This is a genomic window from Mycobacterium celatum (assembly GCF_002101595.1).
Classification (GTDB): Bacteria; Actinomycetota; Actinomycetes; order Mycobacteriales; family Mycobacteriaceae; genus Mycobacterium; species Mycobacterium celatum.
On sequence record NZ_LQOM01000023.1, the window covers coordinates 1 to 3,129 of the forward strand.

The 3,129-nt window shown below is 65.0% G+C and carries 1 protein-coding gene; it reads right to left on the reverse strand.

Annotated elements, in window-relative coordinates; translation table 11 throughout:
• Positions 1 to 3,129: condensation domain-containing protein (locus AWB95_RS07905; protein ID WP_139818470.1), on the reverse strand; the 3,129-nt coding region annotated here is incomplete at both ends.

Below are 3,129 nucleotides of genomic sequence, written 5' to 3' on the forward strand. Positions count from 1 at the left end.
CCACCACCCCCACCGGCACCCGCCGCAACCACCCATCCAACACAAACAACGCCGCGGTCGATGCCGGCGCACCGATGGGCACCACATCGGCGCCGACCGGCAACGGGGTGCTCATCGAGGCATACACGGTGGCCTCGGTGGGCCCGTAGGCGTTGATCACCACCCGCCCCGGCGCCCAGCGATCGACCACCTCGGCCGGGCACGGCTCACCACCGAGCAGCAACGCCACCGACTCCAAACCCTGCGGCGACAACGCACCCACCGCCGACGGAGTCTGCGTCAACACATTGACCTGTTCACCAATCAGCAAGTCGCAGAACTCATCCGGAGAACCGGTCACCGACTCGGGCACCACCACCAGCCGGTGACCGCCAAGCAGGGCAGCCCAGATCTCCCACACCGAAAAGTCGAACGCATACGAATGACACTGCGTCCACACCTGCGCCGCCGGCAGATCCGGGGGCATCGACCGCGCCAAGTGAGCCAGGTTGCGGTGGGTGACCGCCACCCCTTTGGGCACCCCGGTCGTGCCCGAGGTGTAAATCAGATACGCAATATCGTCGGCGCCCGGCGCCGGCAGCGCCGTAACAGGCTGCCCACCAACAGCGGGGTCGTCGACATCAACAACCGCCACCCCATACCCAGCCACCCGCTGCGCCAACGCGGCCGTGGTGATCACCGCGACCGGCGCGGCATCGGTGAGCATGAACTCGACCCGCGCATCGGGCAATGCCGCATCGATCGGCAGATAAGCCGCACCGGACTTGAGCACCGCCAGCATCGCCACCACCGCCTGCGCGGAGCGCTCCAACAGCAGCGCCACACACTGCCCCGCACCCACCCCACGGCCAACCAACAGATGCGCCAACCGATTCGCGGCCTCATCCAGCTCCCGATACGTCAACAAGCGACCCTGGCAGCTCAGTGCCACCGCATCCGGAGCGCGCGCCACATGCTCGGCCACCAACACCGGAACCGACACCGCCGTCACCGGCCGGCTCAACACCGCCCGATTACCCACCACATCCAACCGGGCATGCTCAGCCTCACCCAGCACATCCACCGACGAGAGCGCTCGGGTCGGGTCCGCTGTCATCGCCGCCAGCACCCGCTCCAAGCGCTCCACCAACAACCGAACACTGGCGGCGTCAAACACATCGGTGCGAAACTCCACCATCCCGCAAATCCCGGCGGGCTCACCGGAGTCGGTGAAACGTTCGGCCAACGAAAACGACAGATCCATGCGGGCGGTATGAGTGTCGATCGGCACCTCGGTGACCTGCAGATCACCCAACGCCAACCCGCCAACAGCATCCCCGCCACCCCCGGGCACGTTCTGCCAACCCAACATCACCTGCACCAGCGGATGATGCGCCAAGCTCCGAGCCGGATTGAGCCGCTCCACCAACACCTCAAACGGCACATCCTGATGCTCATAAGCGGCCAGGCTGCGCGCCCGCACCTGCCCCAAAACCTCAGCAACACTGGGATCGCCGGCCACATCGACCCGCAACACCAACGTATTGACAAAAAACCCGACCAACTCATCCAAAGCCGGATCACGCCGCCCGGCAATCGGGAAACCAACCGCCACATCGCAACTCGAGCTCAGCTTGGCCAACAACACCGCCAACGCCGCCTGCACCACCATGAAACTGGTCGCATTGTGCTCCCGGGCCACCCGCGCCACCCGCTGCTGCAACTGCGCCGACCAATCCACCTCCACCCGGGCACCACGCTGATCAGCCACCGCCGGATACGGCCGATCCGTAGGCAGATCAACACGTTCAGCCATACCCGCCAACGCATCCTGCCAATACGCCAACTGCGCACCAATCACACTGTCCGGATCATCCAAATCACCGAACTGGGCGCGCTGCCACAACGTGTAATCGGCATACTGCACCGCCAACGGCGCCCACCCCGGCGCCCGCCCCGCACACCGGGCGGCATACGCCACCCCCAAATCACGCACCAACGGAGTAACCGACCACCCATCAGCAGCGATATGGTGCACCACCGCCACCAACACATGCTCAACCTCGCCAACACGGAAAAGCCGCGCCCGCAACGGAATCTCGACAGCCAAATCAAAACAATGCCCCGCCGTCGCCTCGACCGCCTCCTGCAACCGGCCTACCGGCCACCCAGTCGCATCAACAACCTGCCAACCGAAATCAGCCCGCTCCACCGGCACCACCAACTGCCGGGCAACACCGCCAACCACCGGGAACACCGTCCGCAAACTCTCATGACGACCCACCACATCAGCCAACGCCGCACCCAACGCCCCCACATCAGCCCGCCCAACCAGCCGCAACACCACCGCCATGTTGTAAACCGGCGAAGGCCCCTGCAACTGATCGACAAACCACAACCGAGACTGCGCAAACGACAACGGCACCACCGCCGGCCGCTGCACCGCCGTCAACGGCGCCAACCCACCCCCACCCTCACCAAGACGCGGCACCAACCGCGCCACCGTCGGCGCCTCAAACACCACACGCACCGAAACATCAACACCCAAAACAGCATTAACCGCCGCCACCAAACGCATCGCCGAAATGCTGTCGCCGCCGAGATCGAAGAAGGAGTCGTCGACGCCGACCCTGTCGAGCCCGAGCACCTGGGCGTAGATACCGGCCAAAATCTCCTCGGTCGGGCCGGCCGGAGCCCGATAAGCCCCACCACGGTAATCCGGCGCCGGCAACGCCCGCACATCAAGCTTGCCGTTGACCGTCAACGGGATCGCATCAAGCGCCACCACCGCCGCAGGCACCATCCACCCCGGCAACCGCGCCGCCAACTGCTCACGCAACCCACCCGAATCCGCATCACCAGTGAAATAACCCACCAACCGCCTATCACCAGCACGGTCCTCACGAACAACCACCACCGCCGAATCCACCCCCGCACAACCACTTAACGCAGCCTGAACCTCCCCCAACTCAATCCGATACCCACGAACCTTGACCTGCTCATCAACCCGCCCCACATACTCCAACTGCCCATCGGCACGCCACCGCACCAAATCCCCCGTGCGATACATCCGCTGCCCAACCCCACCAAACGGACACGCCACAAACCGAGCCGCAGACAACCCAGCCCGCCCCCAATACCGAACACTCA